This window comes from Okeania sp. SIO1H4, assembly GCF_010672695.1.
GTDB classification, from domain to species: Bacteria; Cyanobacteriota; Cyanobacteriia; order Cyanobacteriales; family Microcoleaceae; genus Okeania; species Okeania hirsuta.
The window spans coordinates 172,415-197,876 of record NZ_JAAHGB010000003.1 but is presented as its reverse complement, the minus strand read 5'-3'; the positions used below and the strand labels follow the sequence as shown (position 1 = coordinate 197,876).

The window sequence follows — 25,462 nt, the reverse complement described above, 5'->3', positions numbered from 1 at the left end:
CACCTAAAATACGCTACTTTTTGAGCGTGAAGAGCTGAAACAGGCGCACTTTTTTCGATATCAAAAAGGCTAAAACCTTTATCTGTAAATACTTTTAGATTTAATCAGCAAGCCCTATTTATACCAATTTGATAAATGTTTGCTACATTTTCTTGAGCGGGGGAGTAGGGGAGTGAGGGAGTAGGGGAGAGGTAAAGTGAATTGGTATTAGTTAATTAGATTCAAATAATATCTTCAATAACTATATTATGACTACGGAACAAAATGACAAATCCCTATCCAATCAAAATCAAACAGCCAGAGATTTGACAGTTTCAGGTAGTGAAAATCCTGTAAATTTTGTCAATACAACAGAGGGCACTACAAGTATTAATCAATCTCGTACTGTAATCTATAACTATTATTATGAAAAACAAACAATTACAACATCTACTGAAGAAGATATAGACGATAAATTACTTTGTCCCTATCAAGGTTTATATCACTTTAACTCAGAAAATGCTGAATATTTCTTTGGGCGCGAAGTATTTATTGAAGAACTCTATGAATATACAGAAACTCGTAATTTTATTCCCGTATTAGGAGCCTCTGGCAGTGGCAAATCTTCAGTTATTTTAGCAGGATTAGTACCGAAATTAGTCAAAGCTGGACATTGGCAATTTACCCATTTTCGTCCAGGAGGAGACCCATTTTATGCTCTAGCTCGTGCTTTAATTCCACTCTACGCACCGAACCTAAATGAAACTCAACTTCTGACTCAAACTGACGACTTATCTGAGTATCTAAAAGATACAAAAAAAACCAATCAATTATCCAAAGTTTTTACACAAATACAACATAATCATCCCAATAGCAGAACTTTATTAATTGCCGACCAATTTGAGGAAATTTACACCCTTTGTAATGATGAACAAACCCGCCGAAAATTTCTCGATCTTCTCTTATATACATTCCGGTCTTTCAGCAAACAATCATCCTTATCAACCGTATTAGTTGCCACAATGCGGGCTGATTTTTTAGGGAATGTATTATCTTATCCACCATTAGCAGATGTCTTGCGAAATGGGGATGTAAAAATCCGCTCCATGAACTCAAAAGAACTAAGAGATGTTATTGAAAAACCTGCTCAAAAATTAGGTATCAATTTTGAAAGCGGACTGGTAGAACGTATTCTTGAAGATGTAGATAAAGAACCAGGAAATTTACCCTTATTAGAATTTGCTCTGACAGAACTTTGGAAACAACGAAAAAGCAAACAATTAACTCATAAAGCTTATGAAGAAATAGGTCAAGTTTCTGGTGCATTAACTCGTTATGCTGATGACAAATTTAGTAAACTTAAACCAGAAGAACAACAACAAGTCCATCGAATTTTTGTGCAATTAGTACGACCCGGAGAAGGTACAGAAGACACCCGAAGAGTGGCAACTAAAGCAGAATTAAACCAGACATGGAATTTAGTCAAAAAATTAGCTGATGCACGGTTAGTTGTCACCAGTCGTACTGTTATTACCAGTGAAACAGAAGAAAATTCAGGGCAAGAAACAGTTGAGGTAGTCCATGAAGCCTTAATTAGAAATTGGGGTCAACTGAAAGGATGGATGGAAACAGACCGAGAATTTCGTGCATGGCAAGAAAGACTGCGGGGTTTTATGCGTCAGTGGCAAGAAATGGGGCGAGATGAGGGACAACTATTACGGGGGGCAGCACTCGCTCAGGCCCAGGAACAACTAAAAGACCGTCGCGATGAACTTTCAGAAAAAGAACAAGAGTTTATTCGAGAGAGTGTGAAATTTCGCGATCAAAAACGGCGACGGAATATTGTGGCAGTTACTAGCAGTTTTGTTTTGATATCAGTTTTGGCTGGAGTTGCTGTGTTCGGATGGAGACGTGCTACTGTTAACAACTGGAATACCAAAATTAGAAATAAGTTTGAGAGTCTAAAAGACAGTTTCAATTCTACTCAAACATGGGATACACTCGTTAACGGTATTAAGCTGGGGAAAAAATTAAAAAATGCTGGTTGGGCAAAACCTGAGACTCGACTATTAGGTATAGATACATTACGAGAGATAATTTCTACCCCTGGGAAGATGGAATATAATCGTTTAAATCACGATAACGAAGTTATTAGCGTGGCATTTAGCCCCACAGAAGACCTCATTGCCACGACAGGTAGCGATAACGTTGCTAAACTCTCGAAAGCAGATGGTACTTTGATGGCAATTCTAGGCCATGGCGGAGCAGTCTATAGAGCAGTTTTTAGTCCCAAGGGAGACCTTGTTGCGACAGCAAGTAAAGATAAAACTGCTAAAATTTGGAAATCTGATGGCACATTAGTAGCAACCTTAAATCACGATAACCAAGTTACCAGAGTAGTGTTTAGCCCCAACGGAGACTTTGTTGCCACTGCGAGTAAAGATAACACAGCTAAAATTTGGAAATCTGATGGCACTTTCGTAAAAACTCTAACAGGACATACAGGAGAGCTTCGTAGTATTGCCTTCAGCCCAAAAGGAGACCTTATTGTTACTGGTAGTAAAGATGACACAGCCAAAATTTGGAAATCTACAGATGGTAGTTGGGTAGATGGTAGTTTGGTTGCAACTCTTCCTGCTGAGGGGAATGTATATGATATTGAATTTAGCCCCAAAGGAGACCTCATTGCTACTGGAGATGAGGGTGGCAAAGTCAAACTTTGGAAACCTGATGGTAACGCAGTAAAAACCCTTGAAGGACACGAAAAAATAGTCTTTGATGTTGCTTTCAGTCCTAACGGAGACCAAATTGCTTCTGCTAGTTTTGACAATAAGGTCAAACTCTGGAAAATTGATGGTACTTTCTTAGATACCCTCTCTCATGCCGATAAAGTTTATAGTGTTGTATACAGCAAAAACGGCGAACAAATAGCTAGTGCTAGTGAAGATAATACCGTCAGAATTTGGAAACCAGATGGTACTCTTGTAGACACCCTTCAAGGACACAACAAAAAAATTTATAGCATTGCCTTCAGTCCCAAAGGAGACTTAATAGCGAGTGCTAGTGCTGACCAAACAGTAAGACTTTGGAATACCATCCCTTATCAAGACACATTCGGCAAAAGCCAACTTGATAATTATCATTGTAGGCGTGTTGCCGTTAGTCCTAATAACCTCATTGCTTTGGGTTGTTATTACGAAAATACACTTCAACTGCGAAAACTTGATGGTACTTTAATACAGCCTAACATCAAGCACAATAATTGGGTAACAGATGTCGCCTTTAGTCCTAACGGTGAGTTGATCGCTACCATGACCCATCGCGGTATAGCCAAACTCTGGAAACCTGATGGTACAAAAGTCATTGACCTGACCGATAAAAAATTAGGTGCTCGCAACTCTTATAATATTGCCTTCAGTTCCAAGGGCAATTTTATTGTTGCTGGCTTAAACAAAAAAGTCAAACTATGGAAAGTTGATGGTAATTTAGTTGAAGAATTCCTAGAAATAGACACAAAACATGGCCATCAAATTACCGATGTTGCCATCAGTCCCAAAGAAGACCTCATTGTTACTGCCAGTCTAACCGGGACTGCAAAAGTATGGAAAATTGATGGAGATAGACTCAAACTACTCAATACATTTGAAGAACATAAAGGCTCTATTTACAGTATTGCTTTCAGTCCTCAGGGAGACCTCATTGCTACTGCTAGTCGAGATACAACGGTCAAACTCTGGACTCCTAATGGAACCGTCAAACATACTTTAAGTGGGCATACTAATTCAGTGCTTGGCATTGCTTTTAATTCCAAGGGAGACTTAATTGCTACAGCAAGTAATGACAAAACAGTCAGAGTTTGGAAACCTGATGGCACTCTACTACTTACTCTTAGCGGTCATACAGAACAGGTGGAGAATCTGGCTTTTAACCCTAATAATAACCAGATAGTTTCAATTAGTGATGACAAAACTATTAGACTATGGAATTTGGATATCGACGATCTGCTAGCTAGAGGTTGCGACTGGGTGGAGGACTATCTCAAAAGTAGACCTGAAGATTATCCTAATAAGCATCTGTGTGATGATGTTCAACCTTCAGCACAACTTTTCCTAGAAAAAGGTAACAGAATAGTAACCAATAATGGCGATGTTGAAGGTGCTGCTGCTGAATATCGCAAAGCGTTAGAACTAAATCCTAATTTGAAGTTTGATCCATTAACAGAAGCCAAAATGATTGCAGCTCCAGGCGTGCGGGATGAAGGGGGAATATTAGCAAAAGAAGGAAAAATTAAGGAAGCAATTCGTGCTTATAATGTGGCTCAAAACTATCATCCGAACTTACAAATTCTGGGCAAACACTGGGATAAACTCTGTCGATACGGTAGTTTACATGGTCATGCAACGGATGTGATGTTTGCTTGTGATAAAGCAGTGGAGCTTGAGCCAGAAAATGAACAGTTTAGAGATAGTCGAGGTTTGGCCAGAGCATTAACAGGTGATTTTAACAGTGCTGTTGAAGATTTTGAAGCGTTTATTAAGCAGGTAAAAAACACTGAACAAAAAGCACAACGACTGCTTTGGATTGAATCTCTGAAAAAAGATGAAAATCCCTTTACGCCAGAAGTTTTAAACAGCATTATTTTAAACATGATATAAGTTAGGTCAATGTGTATTTTTTTGCACATCTCAGAACAGCAGCAGAATTTTTTGTGACAATTGATACACATTATCGCTCCTCATCCATAAATACATTAATAATGAGAATATATAGTTATTTAACTTAAGAGTGAGACATTAAGCTACACAATAATCACGGATTATTTCATCTAAAGATTTATGGGTAGGAGCATACATTATGGCTCTTTTTAATGCACTGAAATCATGTTCAATATCATTTAAATCAGGAGAATATTTGGGAAGGAATATTACTTGATGCCCTGCCTCTTCTACCATTTCTCTAATTACATTTTTGCGGTGGATTGGAGCATTATCCATGATTAAGACGCTCGATAATTTCTAATGATGGTAATAAATATTGTGATAACCATCCTTCAAAACCTTCTGCATTCAAACTTCCTGTGAATATCATTGGGGCTATTAAGTCATGGATTTCTTTTTCTTCTCCCTGCTACTAGGTTTTCTCTTTTCCCTCGTTTTCCTTGTTGGTCTCCATAGATTTTCTTTCCTCTTTTTGACCAAGCATAAATACAAGTACTTACCTCTTCAAATCCTGATTCATCAATATATACTAAACTGTTACTTCCATATATTTTTATTAATTCTCGAATGGTTCTATTATACTTTATTCTTTCTTCTCTATTTCTTTCTTGATAACGAAGTTCTTTTTTTTCTAGTTATTTTCATTTTTTTCAAGGCAGTCCAGATTGCCGTTGTACTAACTTCAAATTTTTCTGCTATGAGTTTTAATTTTACTTGCGGATTTTCCTTTATATATTTTTCTAATTCTTTCCAATCTAGTTTTCTGTGACGATGCTTTACCTTTGTGGCTTCAAGCTTTTTCCTCTCTAACCATCTATATATGGACGCTCTTCCTCCAAGCAAATACTTTTGCTGCCTTGGTTATCTTCCCACCACTTTCTATGTAATCTATTACCTTTTGTCTTATATCTAAACTATAAGTCATTACTTTCAACTACTCTCAATTCTATTTGAAAATTTTACTCTGTTTTTGTCTCATCCTTAAGTTAAACGACTATATTCAGGATACAAACCAATGCTACAGTTTGATAACTGGAGTGAAGGCGGTGATAGAAGTACATAATACAATATCTAAAACTATCCAGTCACAAACCTAACTTTCTAACCAATAAATGATTGTTAGTGTATATTATACCTAGTGACTAATAACGTTCTTTTTTCAGGGAGGCAAATTTCGATGAAATCTACAGGAAAAAAAATCATCACTACAGATTTTGATGATCAACAAATCTATAGAGAAGAACAAAAGATTTATCATCACTTTTTGGAATTGGTTTTAACTGAATCAATCGATCAAATAATTGAGAGATTTCGGATACTATTTACTCGATGTTCCCCATACCGAATTCCAGAAATATCTACAGCACTCTCGAAAATCATACAACTCCCAGAATGCCAAGAAAAATTTAATTATCTGCTGAATCGTTGTTGTTATATCTTGATTAATCATCAACAACTACCTCAAGATAAAAAAAATGTTTTAAAACAACTGATGAATTTATTTGAGCAAGCAATTGATAAATATGACTCTTCCTATGACAGACCTCGCCTAACAAAAAAAATGTTAGAACTTGTCAAAGGTTTTACTCAAAGCCAACAGTATTTGAGTTTAAAACGGATGGTAGAAGTAATAAATATATCATCTGCAAATCATACCCACGATCCTCTAAATCAACCTTTAAAAAATCTTAATTCCCACTATCCTTATTTATATAAATATTTATTAATTACTCCAAATAGCAGTAAAGAACATCAACAAGCTATCAGAAAAATGCAAGTAGAAAAACAGCAAAAATATGAAATTGATTTATCCCATTATGTTAGTCACCAAGCTAGACTACAAGTTAGTCAAGTTAAAAAGTCTACATCAGCTAAAAATCCTACCTTATTGTCTAATGACGAACTATTATTATCTATCAAACAATTTGTGGGAAAAGTAGAAGGGAATGAAACATATCGAAATTATGCTAAACGGTTTTTAGCTTATACCACAGTCCCCCAATCATATCACCTTTTTAAACACAGTTTTTATGAATATCTAAGTTCATCATTTGATGTTGAATCTCATCATATTCAAGTTCACTTTAAGAATAAACTCTACCACTATTTAAGAAGTATTATGTCTGAACGTAATGATGAGTTATTAAATGAATCTTTAATGATGAAGACTTGCCATAAATTATTAAGCTTTTTTATTGTCCATAGTTCAAAGAAGTCACAGCATTTCTTTTTTATTAATCTGATTGGTAATTTAGGACCTGTAATCACAACAGGACTACTACTAAAAATCTTATTAGTTTGTCAACAACTTAAACCTAACTTAGAAAAACGATTTGCACTCTTATTTAAGCATTATCAATTTTCAACACAAAAAAAAGTTCAATGGTTAGTCAAAGTATTGGAAAATATGCAAATAGCCCTCAGTACAAATTTTGGTAGAATAGACCTTTCTTTCTTTAATTAGCAAGATTTTAGCAAATAAATACAAATTGTTTACCTATATTTTGGGTAATTAATTTCCATTTCTTTTTTTTGCCATACTCCCTAGAACTAAGCGATCACAGAAGTGAAATTTGCTCCTTGATTATAAATTGTAGCGACCAGCAATAAGAAAGCCGTGGACTAGCAATAAGGAACTTTTTCAGCCAGAATTAATTCCAACTAGATTAACATTTGAGCCAGGATTAAATGCAACTGAGCACTGAACATAATATTAGATATTTATTGCCTAATTTTCACTATACTGCCAAGTTTTATAAGTTTCTGTGTCACTAAGAATATTCACATAAAATAAATCTATTCCCTCCTGCTCTAATAAAGCCAATATTGCTAAATTTAATTGGTCATAAGCTCTCGAATAATTATCTAAATCATTAGTAAATCCAATTACTCTAATCACACGAGCATTTCTTTCCAAACCATTAAATCTGACTATACAAGAATCATATAAAAGGTCAAAATTTTTGGGAATTGCTCGAATTTTATCATTAAGATCGACTACTTTTTTAGATGAAATTCCGTCAATTTTAATATACGACATAAAAGCTGCTGTCTTATTTTCAATTGGTTGTTGAGAGAAATTTTTGATGCTACCATCAATCATTTTAGAGTTAGGAATTTTCTGGGTAACTCCCTTATCGGGTATATAAATTGTTGTACTTCTAATACCTATATGTTGTACAGTACACTTCAGACCACTTGGCAGTAAAAGCCAGTCATTTACTCGATACAAAGCGTCAGTATAAATTACAATTGTCCCTACCCAATCAACAATAACATCCTTAAATAATAAGCCTAATGACAGACCAAAACCGCCGATTAAACCAAATATTGCAGTAGCAGAAGTTCCCAGTAATACTTCTCCTGCTTTTAGGGCAAAAATTACTATGGCAGTTAACCTCAATAGTTTCGGAATATAGGGGCTAATAATATCATCCAATTCAGTGTCTGTTTGAGCTGATAAAATTCTAAAAAATCCTCCTACAATTGGAGATGTACGGTAGATAATTAGTGTGACATTACCTACTATTGCTAGGTTAATAATTCCTGTAATTGTTTGATTGAATTGGGGATAAATATAATCTGTTAAGATTAATTGTGTAACTCGAAATCCCAGTAAATATATGAACCATGCGATAGGTTGTTTAATAATTGCAATTAATTGATCGTCAAGGGTTGTTTTTGTATTACGAGTTAAAGCCTCAATTCGGTTAATTACAATTGTGGTTAATAATTGTTTTAAGGCTAATGTGGCTATTAAAACCAGGACTATAAAAAATATTATTCTTACTGGTATATTCAGAATTGTGAGATTTTTGATGATTTGCCAAATTGCTTCCATAATTATCCGATATTAGTCAAATAGAGTTCAATAATACCATATTGGGTTTAACAGTTATAATTTAAAAAGGAAGAAGAAAGAGGGAAGGCTTTATATCAAGTCTCATTGAAGTAGCAGTCAGCACTCAGCTAGCCTCCGTAGGAGGAACTTTCCTAGGTCATGCTGCGCAAACCTTAACAGCATATTGCTAACCCAAGGCTACGGCCTTTTCCTGCGGAATGCTACGCAAACATGTTGCGTAGCAAAACAGCTTTTCACGGTGTATAATGGGGGATTCTTTCCCCTCATAAAAGGCGCACCACTAATTTTTTCAAGCTCTTGTGGGGGACCGTTACCCTCGAATTTCAAGCACTCCAGCTAAATGCTGGCAAGGGTCGCATTCCGGAGCGAAAAGCTGGTACCTAGTTAATTAATCATAATAGTCAGTTCCCTTTAGTCATCTTTAGATGACTTTTGCTATCCAGCTTAGTTAAATTTTTCTGTTTGCTGTTGTAGGTAAACTAATTATAAATTCAGTGCCTTCTCCTAGTATAGAATCAACGTGAATCTCTCCACCATGTTTTTCGACTATGATTTGACGAGCGATCGCCAATCCTAATCCTGTTCCTTTCCCTATTGCTTTAGTCGTAAATAGATGGTCGAAAATCTTGGCTTTCACTTCTTGTGACATTCCTTTGCCATTATCAGCGATCGCAATTTTCACCTGTTCATCTACCAGTTGCGTCTTAATGGTAATTAGATTAGAATGAGCTTGATTTTCTGTATCTCTTCCCCGATCGGATTCATCTAAAGCATCAATGGCATTGGCTAAAATATTCATAAACACCTGATTTAATTGTCCAGAAAAACAAACAATTTTCGGAATATTGCCGTAGTCGGTGACAACTTCAATGGCGGAACGATTTTCGTTAGCGTTGAGGCGATGGCGTAAAATCAGGATAGTGCTATCAATCCCTTCATGTAAGTCAAAAGGTCTTTTTGTATCGCTATCAGCGCGGGAGAAGGTGCGAAGACTTCTGCTAATTGATTGAATGCGATCGCCAGCGTCTTTCATAGATTTAACTAACTTTGGTAAATCTTCTCGCATATAGTTTAAGTCGCTTGCTTCCAGTGCTTCTTCAATTTCTGCACCGGGTTGAGGAAATTTCTCGCGATAGAGATCGATGATACCTAATAGATCGTTGATGTAATCTTGTGCAACACTAACATTACCGACCATGGAACCAATTGGATTATTAATTTCATGGGCAACCCCAGCCACTAATTGCCCCAGCGCCGAGAGTTTCTCCTGTTGTACCAATTGCACTTGAGCTTGTTGCAGCGCCTGAGTCCGTTCACTCACCTGCTGTTCTAAAGTATCCGTCAGTCGCTTTAATCGCCAGTGGACTTTGACGCGAGCTAACACTTCCGCTTCTTCAAAGGGTTTGGTGATGTAATCGACTGCACCTAATGACAAACCTTTGACTTTGTCTTCGGTATCAGCGATAGCTGTCATAAAAATGACTGGAATTCCTTTAGTTGCTTGATTTGCCTGAAGACGAATGCAGGTTTCAAAACCATCTATTTTCGGCATATCAATGTCCAGCAGAATCATGTCTGGGTGATGGCGTTGTACTTGGGCTAGAGCATCTTCACCATCAACTGCCATGCGGACTTTATAGCCCGCAGCTTTTAAGGCTTTTGACAACACAGATAAGTTAGTGGGTTTGTCATCCACAATCAAAATAAATGGTTGGGTTGGATCTGGCATGGGTTTCTGCTCCTTATTAAACGAGGTAGTTTTGAATAAATGCTCGCATTTGTTTGATTTCGCAAGCTTCTGCAAGGCGGATCAATTCTTGGGTAAAGGCAGCAGTATTGTTATCCTGAAGTTGTTCAGCGATTTCTATGATGCCATCAACTTCTCCATCTTGGGCTAATTCCCAGATTTGCTGCAAGATTTCTGTTTCAGGTGGCTGGATTTCATCGGCAACAACCTCTATATTCTGTTTTTCAGTGTTATTTGCGTCATAAATCCAATCTAATTGTAGATGTTTTTGCAGCAGTTCTAGTAAAGTTTTAGCTTGCACTGGTTTTGGTAAGAAATCATTTCCCCCAGCATCTAGACTTTTGTGGCGATCAATATCAAAAATACTGGCGGAAGAGACCAGAACAATTTTGTTTTGTAGTTGGGGATGGCATACTCCTTCGGAGTCAGTTCCTGAACGCAACTTATGTAAAAACTCAAACCCATTCATTATAGGCATAGATAAGTCAGTAATAACTAAATCCGGCGATGTTTTTAGTACCTGTTCGATACCCTCTTTTCCATTGTTAGCTTCGATCATTTCAAAGCCGATGGGTTCTAGAATATTAATTAATACGGAACGATTTTCCCAACGGTCATCAACAACCAATATTTTGCGTTTCTCACCTTTGTAACCCTGAATTACGCCTTGTTGCATGACTCTCAAAGTGTCTGCCCAATCTTCTGCTTCAGGCAGTTCAACTTCCCAACAGAAGGTGCTGCCTTCACCTAAAATACTTTGAACCTGGATTTCACTTTGCATCAACGCAGCAATTTGACGGGTAATAGTTAGTCCGAGTCCCGTGCCTTCTGCTTGCTTTTTATGATCGCCAACTTGCTCAAAGGGCAAAAAGATTTTTTCGGTTTGTTCTGGAGTCATCCCCACCCCAGTATCTTCTACCTGAAAGCGAATTTTTGCCCCAATGGATTCAACCTTAAAAGTCACGCTACCGCGTTCGGTAAATTTAATGGCATTGCCCAGAAGGTTGATCAAAACCTGACGCAAACGTTTTTCATCCGCGCAAATACCCGTAGGCAATTGAGAGCTAACCTGGAAATTAAAGGTAATCCCTTTTTGTTCGCCACGAATGCGGATGATTTCAACAACACTTTGCAGGAAGGAAGGCAGATGGATGGCTGTGGGATGCAGTTCTAATTTTCGGGCTTCGATTTTGGCGAGGTCCAATATATCGTTGATTAGGTTCATCAAGTGAGAACCGGATTGGTAAATAATATCAATGCCGTTTTGCCCTTTTTGGGTGAGAGGTTCGCTGCGTTTTAAGATTTGGGCATAGCCAAGAATACCATTAAGTGGAGTGCGTAACTCGTGACTCATGTTAGCGAGGAATTCGCTTTTGGCTTGGTTGGCCCTGTCAGCAGTTTCTTTTGCTTGCTGAAGTTCCAAACTGGCTTGCTGAATTTCCTGAAATTTATCTTGCAGAACACTTGTCATACATTGAAAGTTACTAGACAGGGTTTCAATTTCAGTAATTGAACTGGCTGGAATTTGTAGCGATTGATGTTCTGTGAGTTTATCGGGTAAATTGCTGGTGAGATTGGCAAGTTGCAGTAAGGGTTTAACTAGACTACTGCTAATGGGTTTTGCTAAAAGAGGTGCTAGGATAGCGATCGCCATCAGAATAGCGAAGCTTTTGGTGTAAAATCCCTCAAGTTTTACCAAATAGTAAGCAGTCGGTGTTTCGATCGCCACTATCCATGGAAGCTCGCCGTCAATAGCACTCTTGTGCACGTAAAATGACTTTCTCCAAAGCACGGCTTTAGCAGTGTTGGGAATATTCGGTACCCAAAGGTAGCTATTTTGATCGATCCAATAAATTTCACCATTCCGGTCTCGATCAAAGGGTTGCCCTACTTTCAGATCTTCGCGAGTGGTAGTAATGACCCGGTCTCGTATATCTAGTAAACTCACTAGCCGAGTTGATGTAGACTGACTGGATAGCCATCTTTTTTTCAGGTTATTTACATCAATTTCTGCAACAAATTGACCCACTAGGTTGTCATCTTGCCAAATGGGTATACTCTGAAAGATCGTTGGCGAATCGGATATCATTATCATCTCAGAGAGCATTGGCTGTTTTGCTGTTAACAAACCCTGAAGTGGTAAACTGTTTAGTTGAGTAACATTTTGATTAGCGTTTTCGACAGTGGTTGAATTGAGAATCTGCCCATATGTGTTTGTAATATAAAGATTGCGGAAATCGGGAACGGTTTGTTGAGCAATTTGAATTGTTTCCTGGTTCTGGGAACGGTTTGAGCGATTCCACAGCGGAACGCTATCTTGAATATTGGATGCGAGTGCTTCCAACTTCTCCAGGTTTTGTTGATGCCAGTTCTGTATATCGGTACTGACATTTTGTCTGGTTTCTTCTAGGCGAACTAAAACGTTGTTCTCTTGAACAGAGGTAGCATCCTGACAGTTCCACATGGTCAGTACCATTGCTGGGAGTAAGACAAAAGCTACTAGCAAATTAAGGAGGGTCTGCTCAAAGGCATGAGTTTTATTCTTGATGCTAAACCATTGAGCAATGGGTGTGTGAGTTAGAATCATACTGGCAATTAAGGCATTGCAAATTTGGTTGAGTGGATTTTTGAAGGAAATGAATAAAACACTTTCAGGGGGAATTTTAGCGACAACGATATAGAGGAACCACAGAAGTGGAAATCCGATAATTCCCCAATAAAAAACATCAAGGAGTAATAAGTTGCTGCTGCGCCGTCGCAGTCCCCAACCGACAAAAATCGCTTCCAGGGTGTAGAGAATAAAGGCAGAGGGGTGGTGCCACAACAAAATTGTATAGGAACTGGAAATCGCGGCAGCGATCGTGCCCCAACCGAACCCGTACAGTCTGACGACCAGCATGGTAAAAATACTACCAAACAGCCAGTCGATATGAAGAATTATGGGAATTTTGAAGTAATTACCCATATACCCTGCCAACAGCAAGCAGAGCAAAACAATTGTCGTTCTCCACCGATGTTTGTTTCTATGTGAGTTCCAAGATTCTGCAATATTTCCTGCCATTGTTTTCTCAATTAGTGTTAAAATTTAGTATTAAAATAAAGTTTGATAGAATTGTGCTAGTAACATCAAATCCGGTAGCATCGATGTTATTCAGTATTTTAAAGATCAGAGTCTATATTAGACATCTCCAGAAAATAGGGAACAGGAAACAGGGAACAGGGAACCCACCCCTCGCCCCTCCCCCTCCCAGGAGGGGAGTAATTGATAATTTATGGATAAGAATTGATTTAATTTTTGATTTTTACCAGATGTCTATTGTAGGGGCGTTAGCGGCAGCTTGGCGTTAGCAAATGGCCATTCGCCCTTACCCATTGTATGAAGATCGAAGAAATTATATTACTCCGATTTCTCGGGAACCGTAGCCAACGGATTTGATATAAGATTTCGACTCAGTTTCAGTTATTCTTTCATGTTTTTAGGTTGTATTATTTAGAATAAAGACTTTTTTATCAGTTTCAGGAAATTGTTGACTGAAGAGGAAGGACAATTGTAAATTCTGTTCCTTCTCGAGGAGTTGAAGTCACATAAAGATTTCGGTAGTGCCTGTGCGAAAGTGTGGGAATGGTAATATAATCATTGTCCTCAAACACTTTCTATGATCATGGAATGTCCTCTATGTGGCCATCATCAAACTCGGGTATCATAGAAAGATAAGTAAATGATTGATCTAGCTGATGTCGAGAATATCAATACCCCACAAATCAGCAGTGGCGAGTTTTGGTCATTCGTCCAAAAAAAGCGAGTGGGTAATTCTGGGGTCTCCCCAGAATGTAAGACGTACTCAAGACACAAAAAAACTCTCAGATCAATGAATTGACACAAGGGGATTGTGAGATGGGGATGACTCAACCATCCAGAACGTGGATTGATTTTGGCCACGCTTAGTCGGAAAACACAGTGACCAGTTCACCCTAGAATTAATCGCCAACACAGAAGGGAAAATTAATTGTCAACAGTGGCATACTGATGATTGGGGTGGGTCTCAACGAGTTTGGCCCCCAGAAGTCAAGCATATGATCGGTAAAGACCAGACTCAACAACTAGAGCGCTCAAGGGAATGTCAGACAGCAGATAGGTCCGTGGCATCGCACCCCAGAATAAATTTGGTCAGGAAGGGGAACAAACAAAGATCACAGTTAGGTTAGCGTTCGCGGAGCGTGGTGTCAGGCGTATGGCCTACTTGAATTGGATTTGGGTTCATAATCGCCATCACAATACTGCTGCCCAAAGCTCGGGGTTGGCGTTGGTGGAGCAAGTGCGGCAGCTATATCGCCCCTTGGGACTGGAATGATATAATTACTGATCCCACACTTTGCGCTCTGCACTACCAAGATTTCCTCCATGTTTATGTTCGATAATTTGATGGGCGATCGCTAATCCTAAACCCGTCCCTTTTCCCACATCTTTAGTTGTAAATAAGTGGTCAAAAATCTTGGCTTTAACTTCTTGATTCATCCCCTGACCATTATCAGCAAGAGAAATTTTAACTCCTTGATTTTCCATTGAAGTTGTAATTTTAATTCGGTTAGGATTAACCTCAATTTCTGCAAAACTTAAACCTGTATTTGATTCATCTAACGCATCAATAGCATTGGCAATAATATTCATAAATACCTGATTTAACTGACCGGTAAAACAATAATTTTTTGGTAAATCTCCATAATTTGTAATTACTTCAATCCCAGGGCGATGTTGATTTGCTTTGAGGCGATGTTTGAGAATTAACAGAGTACTATCAATACCTTCATGGATATTAAAAGGTACTTGATAATCTTTATCTGCACGAGAAAAAGTACCCAGAGAAGTGCTAATATTTTTTAATCTGTCCCACGCTATAGTCATCGAATCAATTATTTTAGGTAAGTCTTCTAAACTATAATCCAAATCAATTTCTTCTGCATAGTCAATAATTTCATTACTCTTGTTGGTCAAACTTTCTTGAGATCGTATTTGATGAAACACTAAACATCTCCTCCAAAAGAGGGAATAGGAAGAAATAATTGATAATTTCTATACGATAATTGATTTTATAGCGCTGCGCGCAGGCAACAGCTCCGGAAGGCAACAGCGGTGCGACCCCGCGACGACGCCAGCTCGCTTGCGGAATGCGCACTCCTGTGAGGCAATAGGGGGAATAAAAATCTGTTTGCGCAGCATCTCCGTTGGAATAATATAAGACTTTTAGCTATTGGACAATTCCTACAATTTGTAAATATGCCAGCGCACATTGCTATATTTTTATTTTTGGAGATGTCTACTTATAATTTAATTACTGCAATACAAAAATACTTATAAATTATGACTGAAATATTAGTAATAGGTTACGGTAATACTCTCCGCAGTGATGATGGTGCTGGTCAACGGGTGGCAGAGTTAGTAGCAGAGTGGGAATTTCAGAACATCCGATCGCTCCCAGTTCATCAACTTACTCCAGAATTGGCAGAACCTATATCTCAAGCAGAATTAGTTATTTTTGTTGATGTTTATCCGGCAACTTCTGAACAAGGTTTACAGATACATCAACTTTGCGTTCCCCACACTCCACACACTCTAGAAACGGGGGAACTTGAGAGTCAGGGTTTAAATATTGGGCATACAGGAGATCCGCGATCGCTACTTGCTCTTAGTCAATTTGTTTATAAAAATGTACCTCCGAGTTGGTGGATATTAATACCCGCAGTTAATTTTGAATTTGGGGAAGATTTTTCGAGGGAAACAGCTCAAGGAATTACAGATGCTTTAGCACAAATTCAACATATTTTTGTTAATTAAAGTTTAAAAGTTTTATTGACAATTTTTTTTTAATTTAGCAGTTATTTTCTCAAGTTTTTGTTATGTGCCAAAATCAAGTTTTGTAAAAAAACTTTAAGTGATAGTTCAATTAGCAAAAAATAGTTGGATAATAATAGTGAAGGAGGTGGGTGTTAAAGAATAGAAATACACTCAATAAAGTTTTATGGTTAGCAATATTAATACGGAACAAAACCTCTCGCAACTACAAAGCAAAATAACTTCAAAAGACGAAGCATGGCAAGGATTTAAACAAGGAACGTGGACAAAAGAAGTTAACGTTAGAGATTTTATTCAGAAAAATTATACTCCATATACAGGGGATGAATCTTTTCTGGAAAACATCAGTGAATCAACAGACTTTCTCTGGACTGAAGTTAAAGAATTAATGAACCAAGAACGGGAAAAAGGCATTTTAGATGCAGAAACGAAAATCCCTTCTGGTATTACTGCTTACGGGGCAGGTTACATCAATCAAAATTTAGAAAAAATTGTCGGTTTACAAACGAATAAACCCCTCAAAAGGGCAATTATGCCTTTTGGGGGCATTCGAGTGGTTGAGAAATCTTTAGAAGCTTATGGTTATCAAATAGATCCTCAAACCCATGAAGTGTTTACTCAATATCGTAAAACCCATAATGACGGGGTTTTCGATGCTTATACCCGGGAAATGCGGAAAGCTCGTCACTCTGGCATTATCACAGGTTTACCTGATTCCTATGGACGGGGACGTATCATTGGAGATTATCGTCGCATTGCCCTATATGGGGTTGATTTTCTGATTGAAGATAAACAGGAACAGTTGTATTCCCTTGAATACGATGTCATGGATGAGGAAGTAATTCGTTTACGAGAAGAAATATCAGACCAAATCAAAGCCTTGAAAAAATTGAAAACCATGGGAGCAAGTTATGGTTTTGATTTGGGAAATCCCGCAACGAATAGTCAACAAGCTGTACAATGGACGTATTTCGGATATTTAGCTGCTGTTAAAGAGCAAAATGGTGCAGCTATGTCTTTAGGACGTGTCTCTAGTTTCCTGGATATTTACATTGAAAGGGATTTGAAATCAGGAGCGATCGCTGAAGCTGAAGTTCAAGAATTAATCGATCAATTCGTGATGAAACTGCGGATGGTTCGCTTTTTGCGCGCTCCTGAATATAATCAGTTATTTGCAGCAGATCCGGTTTGGGTGACAGAAGTAATTGGTGGAATGGGAACAGATGGTCGTCCCCTCGTGACTAAAAATAGTTTCCGTTTCTTGCATACTCTCTACAATTTAGGACCTGCACCTGAGCCAAATTTAACGATTCTTTGGTCTGAACAGTTGCCCCGCGCTTTTAAACAATATTGTGCTAGGGTTTCCATTGATACCAGTTCTATTCAGTATGAAAATGATGACTTAATGCGTCCAGAATTTGGGGATGATTATGGTATCGCTTGTTGTGTCTCGGCAATGAGAATTGGTAAACAAATGCAGTTTTTTGGGGCACGAGTTAATCTAGCAAAAGCGTTACTCTACGCTATTAATGGTGGTAAGGATGAAAAACATGGCGATCAAATTGCCCCTGCTTATGCTCCTATTACCAGTGAGTACCTAGATTATGAAGAAGTGAAAGCTAAGTTTGATGTTTTGATGGACTGGTTAGCGAAATTGTATGTTAATAGTCTGAATGTCATTCATTATATGCACGATAAATATTGCTACGAAACTTTAGAAATGGCATTACACGACCGCGATGTATATCGAACTATGGCTTGTGGAATAGCTGGTTTGTCTGTGGTAGGAGATGCGCTGGCGGCAATTAAATATGGAAGTGTCAAAGTTATTCGGAATGAAGAGGGGTTAGCGGTTGATTACGAAGTGACAGGAGATTATCCAAAGTTTGGCAATAATGATGAGCGGGTTGACGAAATCACTTCTGGCGTTTTAAGCAGTTTTATGGATAAAATCCGCAAAAACAAAACCTATCGTCATGCAACACCTACTCAGTCAATTTTAACTATTACCTCAAATGTGGTTTATGGTAAGAAAACTGGCAGCACACCTGATGGACGAAAAGCAGGAGAACCATTTGCACCGGGAGCAAACCCCATGCACGGACGAGATACTAAAGGAGCGATCGCTTCTATGGCTTCCATTGCCAAATTACCTTATGAAAATGCTAAAGATGGAATTTCATACACATTCTCTATTGTGCCAGAAGCATTAGGGAAAACTGACGATGGAAAAGTCAACAATTTGGTAGGAATGTTAGATGGTTATTTCCACGACACGGGACATCATATCAATATTAACGTTCTCAACCGAGAAACTTTGCTAGATGCAATGAACCGTCCTGAAGAATATCCTCAGTTGACTATTCGAGTATCAGGTTATGCAGTTAACTTCATTAAACTGAGTCGTGAACAACAATTAGATGTGATTAACCGAACATTCCACAATCAGTTGTAGAAGGCAGAAGGCAGGAGGCAGGAGGAAAGAAAAGGTTAGAAAGGATAAAGTTTCTCGATCGCTGATTATTTTGTAGGGGTGAACAGCTGTTCACCTCTCCAATCTCCAATAATAAAAACAGGACTTAGGCATTTTCGAGAGGAGTAATTTACATGGGATCGACTGGCATTATTCATTCAATAGAGACTTGTGGGACGGTCGATGGTCCGGGAATTCGATTTGTTATTTTTACTAAAGGTTGTCCCTTAAGATGTTTATACTGCCATAATGCTGATTGTCGTCATACGGAAAATGGCAAGTCAATGTCTGTTGATGAATTGATTTTAGAAATTGAAAAATATCAGTCTTACTTTAAATTTTCTGGTGGCGGTGTCACGGTAACTGGTGGTGAACCTCTGATGCAGCCTGAATTTGTCAAAGAAATTTTTCAAAGATGTCGTCTGCTAGGAATTCATACTGCTTTAGATACATCGGGATATGTCCATTTGAACGTTGCTAAATCTGTTTTAGAATATACAGATTTGGTATTATTAGATATTAAATCTTTTGATCCAAAAATTTACCAGAAAGTAACCAATGTTTCTCTGGAACCAACCCTTAATTTTGCTCGGTATCTCAACGAAATTCATAAGCCAACATGGATAAGGTTTGTGTTAGTCCCTGACTTGACAGATCCCATTGATAATGTAACTGGATTAGCTGAATTTATAGAGCCTTTTGATAATGTTGAAAGAGTTGAAGTTTTACCCTTTCATAAAATGGGAGAATACAAATGGCAACAACTAGGATATGATTATCAACTCAAAACAACAGAACCTCCTTCAGATGAATTATTAGAAAGAACTATTAATATCTTCAAAAGTCATAACCTAATAGTTCAATAATGTGAGAAGGCAAAAGGTAGAGTGCAGATAAATAATGGCTGAAATATTAATAATAGGTTATGGGAATATTTTCTACAGTGATTATGGTGCAGGCAGAAGAGTAGCAGAGTTCGTAGCAAACTGGAAATTGTTGAATTTGCGATCGCTCCCTCTCCTCCAACTTACCCCTGACCTAGCAAAACCAATGTCTGAAGCCAAGTTAGTCATTTTTGTTGATGTTTATCGCCCTTGGGACTCGCCTGAATTACTTGTTGGTTATTACAATTACGCTCCACCCCTTCCTCACCTTAAAAATTGTGTGGGGCAAGTTGTAGATCCTCTATCGCTACTTGCTCTCAGTCAGTTTATTTAGGGCTTGCTGAATAAAGCTAAAAGTCAGTATAGCTAAGGCTTATGAGCTTTTTATATTCAGTTTATACCAATTTCATAAAATATTGCAAAGCGTGAAGACACAGGGAACAGGGAACACCGAAGCTGGGAACAGAGAAAGAAAAACATAAATATTAAAGAGGAAAAAAGGTGGAAATTTTAGAATTTATAGAATTTATAATTTTTTCTTTTAGGAATAAATCACAAATTAAGATGTAACTGCCTTTGCGTGAATTTGGTATTATATCGTCGTTCTTGGCTCTTATTGGCATCAATTTACTGAAATTTTCTGCTGAAATTCAAGAAAATTTCTTCACATAAAATGGCCGAAACTGTTGCCTGTTCCCCACACATCGACCCGTCTCCGCGTCTCCGCGTCCCCGTGTCCTACCTCCACCAACCAATTTTTTCAGCAGACCCTATTTACAGTTACGTACCTCCCGCTTGGTGGATATTAATTCCTGTATTCAATTTTCAATTTGGGGAGGAACTTTCTCCGATGGCAGAAATAGGTATTCACGACGCTTTAACACAAATTTTATTGTTAGATAAGTTTTAAAGCTTTTTTATTAATAAATCCCAAGAGTTAATTTTCAAAAGCCTTGTGTATTAAAAAATACATGACCCCCATTTTGTTCTCGTCCAATACCAACTCAACAAAAGATTTAGCAAAAAAAGCTGCATATAGGTGTAAAAAAAACATCAATTTTTAGAAGTAAGAAACAGGTAGAATATTCAAAATAGATCTAATTAATAAATTACTAAACCTAAAAAGCTTCGGGAGGAAGTACGCAGTGCCCGTTTTAACGGCTGGTTGAATAACGACACGCGGGTAATAAAGCGGAGTGAAGTTCTGCTATAATAGAAATAGCAAGTAAGAACAAGGTTTGTTGCCATGATCTCTAGCTAGTGCGGTGAAATTCCGGTGGACAGGAGACGGGGAATAGATTTCCTACGACGGCTGTTAGCTCCGCATTCAGCACCGAAAAGCAAGAAGGCAGCTAGAGCAGCGAGAAGATTGCTCCAACATATTAAGTAAAACCACTCGTGAAAGCTATTGAAAAAAAGTAAGCTAACAGCTAGATAATAGTCTATGCCGAGAAGCCTAGAAGTCTGCCCTTCAGGCTTGAAGCAAATGTGGATTTATGAGGGGCTGCGTGCGGAAGTAAATTCCGCACTTTAAACGCCCCGTCCCATTTGCGGTGGGTTAACCGCAGAATCCAGGGTGTTTCAACCCCTGGAGATGTCAAAAATCCACAATATTTGTAAATAACCAGAGAATTTCAACAGGAGAATATCTATGAGTGACAAAACTTTTGCAACAGTGGATGGTAACGAAGCAGTTGCCCGTGTTGCCCACAAACTCAATGAAGTTATTGCCATCTATCCCATTACCCCCTCCTCACCAATGGGTGAATGGGCAGATGCTTGGTCATCCCAAGGCACGCCGAATATTTGGGGTACAGTTCCGAGTGTGGTTGAAATGCAGAGTGAGGGTGGGGCGGCCGGAGCAGTACATGGTTCGTTGCAAACAGGTTCTCTAACTACAACGTTCACAGCATCTCAGGGATTATTATTAATGATTCCTAATCTTTATAAAATTGCTGGGGAACTCACTTGTTGTGTTATTCATGTTGCAGCTCGTTCTTTGGCAGCTCAAGGTCTGTCTATATTTGGCGACCACAGTGATGTGATGGCTGCCCGCGCTACTGGTTTTGCGATGTTGTGTTCTGCTTCGGTACAAGAAGCTCACGACTTGGCACTTGTTTCCCAAGTTGCCACTATGGAAGCAAGACTGCCATTTATTCATTTCTTTGATGGTTTCCGCACTTCCCATGAGGTACAGAAAATTGAACTTCTGCCAGAAATGGTTTTGCGGGAAATGATCGATGATGAATTTGTTTTTGCTCACCGCGCTCGTGGTTTGACTCCTGACCGACCAGTTTTACGGGGTACAGCTCAAAACCCGGATGTTTATTTCCAAGCTAGGGAAAGTGTTAATCCTTTTTACACGGCAACTCCGGATATTGTTCAGAAAGCAATGGATAAATTTGCCGAACTGACAGGGCGACAATATCAATGTTTTGAATATCACGGTGCTGTTGATGCAGACAGGGTTATTATTCTCATGGGGTCTGGTTGTGAAACAGTTCACGAAACTGTAGACTACTTAACTGCCAATGGTGAAAAAGTTGGGGTATTGAAAGTTAGACTATATAGACCATTCGATGCCAGAAGGTTAGTCGCAGCATTACCTGAAACAGTGAAAAAAATTGCTGTGTTAGATAGGACAAAAGAACCCGGTGCAAGTGGCGAACCTCTGTATCAAGATATAGTTACTGCTCTGAATGAAGAATGGTCAGACGCAATGCCAAAAGTAGTCGGCGGTCGTTATGGTTTATCTTCTAAAGAGTTTAACCCGGCAATGGTGAAGAGCGTTTTTGACAACCTCAGTGCCGATAAACCCAAAAATCATTTTACAGTCGGCATCAACGATGACCTTTCTCACACATCTTTACCTTTCGATGCAGGTTTCTCTATCGAAGCAGATAATGTGGTGCGGGCAATGTTTTACGGTTTGGGTTCTGATGGTACTGTGGGTGCAAATAAAAACTCCATTAAAATTATTGGGGGAGAAACTGACAACTATGCTCAAGGTTACTTTGTCTACGACTCCAAAAAATCTGGTGCTGTTACTGTCTCCCACCTCCGCTTCGGTGCTAACCCCATTCGTTCCACTTATCTCATCGACCAAGCAAATTTTGTCGGTTGTCACCAATGGAGTTTTCTAGAAAAATTAGACGTTCTGACCTCCGCAGCTAATGGTTCTATTTTTCTGATGAATAGTCCCTACGCTCCCGATGAAGTTTGGCAACAGTTGCCAGTAGAAATTCAAGAACAAATTATCCGCAAGAATTTAAAAGTCTACGTCATCAATGCCAATAAAGTTGCTAGTGACAGTGGGATGAGGGGACGCATTAATACAGTAATGCAAACCTGTTTCTTTGCCTTAGCTAATGTTTTGCCCAAAGAAGAGGCGATCGCTCAAATTAAAAAATACATCCAAAAGACCTACGGCAAAAAAGGTCAGGAAATTGTCAATATGAATTTACAAGCGGTTGACAATACTTTGGATAATCTCTACGAAGTTAAAATTCCCACGGAAGTTAGCAGTAGTCTCCACCGTTTACCACCCATTCCTGACACAGCGCCAGAATTTGTGCGGGATGTTTTGGGCAAAATGATTTCTCGCGAAGGCGACCAACTACCAGTCAGCGCTTTACCATGTGATGGAACTTACCCCACCGGAACAACTAAGTGGGAAAAACGTAATGTTACTCAAGAAATTCCAGCTTGGGACCCCAATGTCTGCGTGCAGTGCGGTAAGTGTATTATGGTTTGTCCTCATTCGGTCATCCGTGGTAAAGCTTATGAGGAGACTTTGTTAGATAATGCTCCGGCAACTTTCAAATCTACAAATGTCAAGGATAAAGATTTTTCCGGACAGAAATTTACTATCCAAGTCGCACCCGAAGACTGTACTGGTTGTGGTGTGTGTGTAGATATTTGCCCGGCAAAAAATAAATCTATGCCATCCCGCAAGGCAATAAATATGGAAGCGCAGTTACCATTGCGGGAACAAGAAAGGGAAAATTGGGATTTCTTCCTGGGTCTACCTAACCCCGACCGTCGCTCCCTCCATCCCGACCGTATTCGTCAACAACAATGGCAAGAACCTTTGTTTGAGTTTTCTGGTGCTTGTGCAGGTTGTGGAGAAACTCCTTATGTTAAATTAATTAGTCAACTATTTGGCGATCGCTCTGTTGTGGCGAATGCGACTGGATGTTCGTCTATTTACGGCGGTAACTTACCTACAACTCCTTGGACCAAAAACGCCGATGGTCGCGGGCCCGCTTGGTCAAATAGTCTGTTTGAGGATAACGCCGAATTTGGTTTGGGTTTCCGTATGTCTCTCGACAAACATAGTCAATTTGCTGCGGAGCTTTTACAAAAAGTAGCGGGAAGTGTGGGAGATAATTTAGTTGATGCCATTCTGAACGCTTCCCAAAAATCTGAAGCTGATATTTGGGAACAACGGGAGCGAGTCGCCCAAGTCAAGGAAAAATTGCAAGGGGTAGATTCGCCAGAAGCAAAGCAAATGCTGACTTTAGCAGATTATCTGGTGAAAAAATCTGTTTGGATAGTTGGTGGTGATGGTTGGGCGTATGATATTGGTTTTGGTGGTTTAGACCACGTTATCGCTAGCGGTCGAAATGTGAATATTTTGGTTATGGATACGGAGGTTTATTCTAATACTGGCGGTCAGTCTTCCAAAGCAACTCCTCGCGCAGCAGTTGCAAAATTTGCAGCAGGAGGAAAACCATCAGGTAAGAAAGATTTAGGTTTGATAGCAATGACTTATGGCAATGTTTATGTTGCCAGCGTTGCCATGGGAGCGCGAGACGAACATACCCTCAAAGCATTTTTGGAAGCTGAAGCTTATGAAGGACCATCTTTAATTATTGCTTACAGTCATTGTATTGCTCATGGAATTAATATGACCACTGCCATGAGTCATCAGAAAGCTCTGGTGGAAAGCGGTCGGTGGTTGTTGTATCGGTATAACCCAGACTTGGTACAACAAGGTAAAAATCCTTTGCAACTAGATACGCGATCGCCCAAGAAACCAGTAGGCGAGTCGATGTATCAGGAGAATAGGTTCAAAATGCTCACCAAGAGTAAACCAGCTGATGCCAAAGAGTTATTAGCACAAGCGCAGGAAGATGTCAATACTCGTTATGCGATGTATGAATATTTGGCAGCTCGAAAATTAGAAATGCCCAATGGTAATGGAAATGGTAACGGTAATTCTGATGCTATGAAAACACCAGAAAAAACGACTAATAGCTAATAGCTTCCGAGGGATAAAACTGTAGGTTGGGTTAAGCGCAAGCGCAACCCAACAACAAGATATAGTTTGAGGAATTACGCATTTTTGAGTTCTAATATAGAATCCGGTTGAATAGTTATTGTATAGTTGAGAGTAGGGGAGTGGGGGAGATTAAAGGCTTGAAGTAATTATAGAATTATCAACATATACTAATTAAATAATTGTGGTTTAAAGCCTGCCCTTTTAAGGGGAAAAAATTGCTAGGATATTTCCTTATATTCAATTCCGTAACGGTTAAAATCCGAGGTAATTATCCATTATCCATTATCAATTAATGAATCCTACCTCCTCGCTCATTCCCCGTTATTCCTGTCTTCCCCTCCCCTCCTGGGAGGGGTTAGGGGTGGGTTGTCTCCTGAAGATATAGTTTGAGGAATTACGCATTTTTGAGTTCTAATATAGAATCCGGTTGAATAGTTATTGTATAGTTGGGAGTAGGGGAGTGGGGGAGATTAAAGGCTTGAAGTAATTATAGAATTATCAACATATACTAATTAAATAATTGTGGTTTAAAGCCTGCCCTTTTAAGGGGAAAAAATTGCTAGGATATTTCCTTATATTCAATTCCGTAACGGTTAAAATCCGAGGTAATTATCCATTATCCATTATCAATTAATGAATCCTACCTCCTCGCTCATTCCCCGTT

Annotated in this window: 12 protein-coding genes and 2 pseudogenes; 9 read left to right on the top strand and 5 right to left on the bottom strand. The window is 38.8% G+C overall.

Annotated elements, in window-relative coordinates:
* The first annotated feature begins 248 nt into the window (after positions 1–248).
* Positions 249–4,634, top strand: a complete 4,386-nt coding sequence (locus F6K06_RS01920) for a WD40 repeat domain-containing protein (RefSeq protein ID WP_124155315.1) — start codon at positions 249–251, stop codon at positions 4,632–4,634.
* Positions 4,635–4,772: 138 nt separating this feature from the next.
* Here F6K06_RS01920 and F6K06_RS01915 read toward each other — a convergent pair.
* Positions 4,773–5,622: pseudogene (locus F6K06_RS01915) on the bottom strand (IS630 family transposase).
* Between the two features lie 252 nt (positions 5,623–5,874).
* Between F6K06_RS01915 and F6K06_RS01910 the strand changes: the two are divergent.
* Positions 5,875–7,161 carry a hypothetical protein gene (locus tag F6K06_RS01910; RefSeq protein ID WP_287239810.1) on the top strand — a complete coding sequence of 429 codons (1,287 nt, stop codon included), beginning with the start codon at positions 5,875–5,877 and terminating at the stop codon, positions 7,159–7,161.
* A gap of 264 nt (positions 7,162–7,425) precedes the next feature.
* Here the strand turns inward: F6K06_RS01910 and F6K06_RS01905 are convergent, their stop codons facing one another.
* The 3 genes from F6K06_RS01905 to F6K06_RS01895 all read right to left on the bottom strand — a co-directional run bounded on the left by F6K06_RS01905 (position 7,426) and on the right by F6K06_RS01895 (position 13,367).
* A complete protein-coding gene (locus tag F6K06_RS01905) occupies positions 7,426–8,538 on the bottom strand; it encodes a mechanosensitive ion channel family protein (RefSeq protein WP_287239808.1) in 1,113 nt (370 codons plus the stop codon).
* Between the two features lie 469 nt (positions 8,539–9,007).
* Complete coding sequence (locus F6K06_RS01900; protein ID WP_287239806.1) at positions 9,008–10,288, bottom strand: response regulator; 1,281 nt, start codon at positions 10,286–10,288, stop codon at positions 9,008–9,010.
* Positions 10,289–10,304: 16 nt separating this feature from the next.
* Positions 10,305–13,367, bottom strand: a complete 3,063-nt coding sequence (locus F6K06_RS01895; protein WP_124155657.1) for a hybrid sensor histidine kinase/response regulator — start codon at positions 13,365–13,367, stop codon at positions 10,305–10,307.
* Positions 13,368–13,450: 83 nt separating this feature from the next.
* On the opposite strand from F6K06_RS01895, the gene F6K06_RS01890 reads away from it, so the two are divergent.
* Positions 13,451–13,654: a hypothetical protein gene (locus tag F6K06_RS01890; protein ID WP_124155656.1), complete on the top strand. Its 204-nt coding sequence runs from the start codon at positions 13,451–13,453 to the stop codon at positions 13,652–13,654.
* Between the two features lie 1,009 nt (positions 13,655–14,663).
* On the opposite strand, the pseudogene F6K06_RS01885 reads toward F6K06_RS01890, so the two are convergent.
* Positions 14,664–15,284 (bottom strand): annotated as a pseudogene (locus F6K06_RS01885) (sensor histidine kinase); the annotation flags it as partial.
* A gap of 381 nt (positions 15,285–15,665) precedes the next feature.
* Here F6K06_RS01885 and F6K06_RS01880 point away from each other — a divergent pair.
* The 6 genes from F6K06_RS01880 to nifJ all read left to right on the top strand — a co-directional run bounded on the left by F6K06_RS01880 (position 15,666) and on the right by nifJ (position 24,777).
* Positions 15,666–16,139 (top strand): hydrogenase maturation protease, encoded by a 474-nt coding sequence (locus F6K06_RS01880; RefSeq protein ID WP_124146229.1) that lies wholly within the window; start codon positions 15,666–15,668, stop codon positions 16,137–16,139.
* 184 nt (positions 16,140–16,323) lie between these two features.
* Positions 16,324–18,612: a formate C-acetyltransferase gene (gene pflB, locus F6K06_RS01875; RefSeq protein WP_353734837.1), complete on the top strand. Its 2,289-nt coding sequence runs from the start codon at positions 16,324–16,326 to the stop codon at positions 18,610–18,612.
* 152 nt (positions 18,613–18,764) lie between these two features.
* A complete protein-coding gene (gene pflA, locus F6K06_RS01870; RefSeq protein ID WP_124146231.1) occupies positions 18,765–19,496 on the top strand; it encodes a pyruvate formate-lyase-activating protein in 732 nt (243 codons plus the stop codon).
* Positions 19,497–19,530: 34 nt separating this feature from the next.
* Positions 19,531–19,848 (top strand): hypothetical protein, encoded by a 318-nt coding sequence (locus F6K06_RS01865; protein WP_124146232.1) that lies wholly within the window; start codon positions 19,531–19,533, stop codon positions 19,846–19,848.
* 339 nt (positions 19,849–20,187) lie between these two features.
* Entirely contained in the window at positions 20,188–20,424 is a 237-nt protein-coding gene (locus F6K06_RS01860; RefSeq protein WP_124146233.1) for a hypothetical protein, read from the top strand.
* Between the two features lie 741 nt (positions 20,425–21,165).
* Positions 21,166–24,777: a pyruvate:ferredoxin (flavodoxin) oxidoreductase gene (gene nifJ / locus F6K06_RS01855; protein ID WP_287239801.1), complete on the top strand. Its 3,612-nt coding sequence runs from the start codon at positions 21,166–21,168 to the stop codon at positions 24,775–24,777.
* The last annotated feature ends 685 nt before the right edge of the window (positions 24,778–25,462 follow it).

Bases quoted from the DNA above. Each gene is read 5' to 3' on its own strand.
- F6K06_RS01920 (WP_124155315.1), top strand. From the start codon at position 249: ATGACTACGGAACAAAATGACAAATCCCTATCCAATCAAAATCAAACA.
- F6K06_RS01910 (WP_287239810.1), top strand. From the start codon at position 5,875: ATGAAATCTACAGGAAAAAAAATCATCACTACAGATTTTGATGATCAA.
- F6K06_RS01905 (WP_287239808.1), bottom strand. From the start codon at position 8,538: ATGGAAGCAATTTGGCAAATCATCAAAAATCTCACAATTCTGAATATA.
- F6K06_RS01900 (WP_287239806.1), bottom strand. From the start codon at position 10,288: ATGCCAGATCCAACCCAACCATTTATTTTGATTGTGGATGACAAACCC.
- F6K06_RS01895 (WP_124155657.1), bottom strand. From the start codon at position 13,367: ATGGCAGGAAATATTGCAGAATCTTGGAACTCACATAGAAACAAACAT.
- F6K06_RS01890 (WP_124155656.1), top strand. From the start codon at position 13,451: ATGTTATTCAGTATTTTAAAGATCAGAGTCTATATTAGACATCTCCAG.
- F6K06_RS01880 (WP_124146229.1), top strand. From the start codon at position 15,666: ATGACTGAAATATTAGTAATAGGTTACGGTAATACTCTCCGCAGTGAT.
- pflB (WP_353734837.1), top strand. From the start codon at position 16,324: ATGGTTAGCAATATTAATACGGAACAAAACCTCTCGCAACTACAAAGC.
- pflA (WP_124146231.1), top strand. From the start codon at position 18,765: ATGGGATCGACTGGCATTATTCATTCAATAGAGACTTGTGGGACGGTC.
- F6K06_RS01865 (WP_124146232.1), top strand. From the start codon at position 19,531: ATGGCTGAAATATTAATAATAGGTTATGGGAATATTTTCTACAGTGAT.
- F6K06_RS01860 (WP_124146233.1), top strand. From the start codon at position 20,188: ATGGCCGAAACTGTTGCCTGTTCCCCACACATCGACCCGTCTCCGCGT.
- nifJ (WP_287239801.1), top strand. From the start codon at position 21,166: ATGAGTGACAAAACTTTTGCAACAGTGGATGGTAACGAAGCAGTTGCC.